The organism is Microcystis sp. M144S2, assembly GCF_020246065.1.
Taxonomy (GTDB): Bacteria; Cyanobacteriota; Cyanobacteriia; order Cyanobacteriales; family Microcystaceae; genus Microcystis; species Microcystis ichthyoblabe_A.
Genome location: NZ_JADBTR010000179.1, coordinates 1 through 2760 on the forward strand (window position 1 = coordinate 1; position 2760 = coordinate 2760).

The following is a 2760-nucleotide window of genomic DNA, read 5'->3' on the forward strand; positions in this document are numbered from 1 at the left end:
AATAAAATCACTTGCTTGTAAGAGAGTCGGATTAATGCCATTGAGTTTTAGCTGAGATTGACCACCGTCATAATAAGTAGTGATTAACGCATTATTTATTCCGTCATTACTAATTAGTAATTGTACAGTAGCCCAATCACTCAGGTTCAAGCTGCTAACATCAATTTTGTCCTGTCCCTGCACAAAATCCATCACTACATCACTGTCTTGATAGTAGGCAAAGTTAAAGACATCATTACCTGTCCCACCGTAGAAAGTATCATTTCCATTACCACCAGAAAGATTGTCGTTTCCCCCTAATCCATTTAGTGTATCATTGCCATCTAACCCAGAAATATTATCATCTCCAGATGTACCCGTAATATTATCATCCCCATTAGTACCCGTAAAATTCGCCTGTTCTACTTGAATAATTTCCCCATTGACTATAATTGTTGTCTGGTCATTCTCTGCTCGTAAAGCGTCTAAGGTTGCCACATCCAGACTATTTCCTTGAACCAACTCTGCAAAAATTGCCCCCTCATCTCCGGCTCTATCCACCGGATTAATTTGAGCATCCACATAATGCCCAATTTCTTCTAAAATTACATTAATTATCGTTGCTGACGAGGCCGTATTTAAAAAAGATGCTGATAGATAAATCTTATTGGTACTGCTGGAATATGCACCATTCGCCGTCCCTAAAACCTCATCACTGAGTACCTCAATTGGGGGAATTTGACTAAAATTTCGGCTTTGCCACTGTTGTCGTAATTGCGTCGCTTTAACCACATCATAACTTGCTCCAAAAGCGATAGCCAAATTCGCCCAAAAGCCATCAGATTGAGCGAAATTAAACAAAACATCGTCAACAACAGGAAGAATCGGCAAAAGAGAGGAAGTCATGACATTAACAGCAAAGGTTTATTGCTAACAGTTTTAGCCTAACAATCCCCAATCTTTCAAGACCTCTGTAATAGAAATTAACATTTATTACAAGAAAACGGGTTTCTTCAAAAAAAACCGTTTTCTCATGGTTTCTCGGAGAAACCCGTTTTCTAACGCTCCAATTTCCTTACTGCGTTCTATCCCTCGTAATTCCATATTAGTTAAGTACCTAAGCAAAATTAATTACATATCTAAGCCACTACTCCGTCAGACTTCTGGTGTGAGGAAACAGTGAACTGAAAACTCAAATCCGATCCCTAATAGCTGTCTCCCGTCTCCCGTCTCGACTAGGAAATTAATTTTGCACGACTACTTATTTATTCTGAATGAAAACTTGAAGTTTTACTTTTAACTCAAAACTCTTTAGAGCTGCTTTAATTTGGTTATCAAAACCTCTTTATTTAAGGGGCATAAACTATCTCAATTTTGATAATTGAGAATAAATTCTCCTTGATTTGATTAATTTTTGGCAACTTTTAAGCAGCAGCTATACCTATCCCTAACTCGCAGTTATATAAAGGTTTTGAGATTTATTCGGCCGGCCCTATTTAATGATCGCTGCCGTTTTCCTGTACCGATCCTAACTGTTGACGCACATCATCGATCGCTAGATTTAACTGGGCAATTTTATCTTCTAAACTGCGGCGGGCCATTTCCATGCCTTCCTCTGGAGTCAAGCGCCCATGGCGGATATCTTCCAAAAAAGACTGATTATCACCAGCTGCTAAACCGCGACGGCTGCGATTAGCCAACACTGTCCCCAAAACACCGCCCACTAAACCACCGACAATCGCACCAGCCAAAAAACCGCCGGCAAACCCATCTCGCTGACTCATAATCCGTTTTTCTCCTAATAGGTTCCAAAAGCTCGATCGCCGGCATCGCCCAACCCCGGCACGATGTAACCACGGCTATTTAGTCCTTCATCGATAATAGCCGTATAGATGTTCAAGCTGGGATAATTTTGACTCAATTTCTGTAAAGCCGGCGGGGCAGCCACCACGGAAATCAGGCGAATTAGGGCAGGATCAACGCCTCTGCTGGTAATTTCTGCCATTGCCGTTGAAATTGATCCCCCCGTGGCTAACATCGGTTCAAGAATTAACACTCTCGTGGCTGGATCAAAACTAGCTGGTAATTTATTTAAATAACAACTCGCCTCTAGGGTTTCCTCGTTTCTGGCTAAACCGAGGTGATAGGTACTAGCTAGGGGTAAAAGGCTTTGCGCCCCTTCCAACAGGGCTAATCCTGCGCGTAAAATCGGGACTACGGCGATCGGTACGCTAGGATCGATAAAAGTAGCCGGACATTCCGCTAGAGGGGTTTTAACGCTAGTTTCCAGGGTCGGCAACCATTGCCGCGCCGCTTCGTAGGTTAACCAGCGCCCTAGTTCCGTCATCGCTGTTTTAAACAGTACCGAGGGGGTATTTTGATCGCGGGCGATCGCCAGCCAATGCTTAACCAGAGGGTGTTCGGGAACATAGACGCGCAGTTGTAAAACCATGAAAACTCGATCGAGGGCTAAACTTTATCTTAAGCCAAAAAGCCATCAGCCCGGAATCAGTTATTAGTTTCTGAAGCCAAGGGGCGACAGGCACTCGTGCCAAAGAAAGAATCTGGCAATTCTCCCACCTAAAAACAAGGGTAAAAACTAAGTAGGTAGGTATTGAAAACTTTCAGATGCCCCCCTTATTAAGCTATCCCTTATAGGGATCTTTCTTAACAATTTTTGCAGTAAGCACTCCAACCCTTATCCTGACTTGATTTCAGTTTTTTCTTTGTCAGTAAGGGTGTCAACAAGGAATATTACAAATTGTTAACCGAGTCTTGAAA

At 42.4% G+C, this 2760-nt stretch carries 3 protein-coding genes; all 3 read right to left on the reverse strand.

The window, feature by feature from the left end; genetic code table 11:
- On the reverse strand, positions 1-885 hold an 885-nt coding region (locus tag IM462_RS20175), incomplete at its 3' end, for a calcium-binding protein (protein WP_502845513.1).
- 590 nt (positions 886-1475) lie between these two features.
- Positions 1476-1763: a ssl2009 family thylakoid membrane protein gene (locus IM462_RS20180; protein ID WP_287700109.1), complete on the reverse strand. Its 288-nt coding sequence runs from the start codon at positions 1761-1763 to the stop codon at positions 1476-1478.
- 14 nt (positions 1764-1777) lie between these two features.
- Positions 1778-2431, reverse strand: a complete 654-nt coding sequence (upp, locus tag IM462_RS20185) for a uracil phosphoribosyltransferase (protein WP_287700110.1) — start codon at positions 2429-2431, stop codon at positions 1778-1780.
- Between the last annotated feature and the right edge of the window lie 329 nt (positions 2432-2760).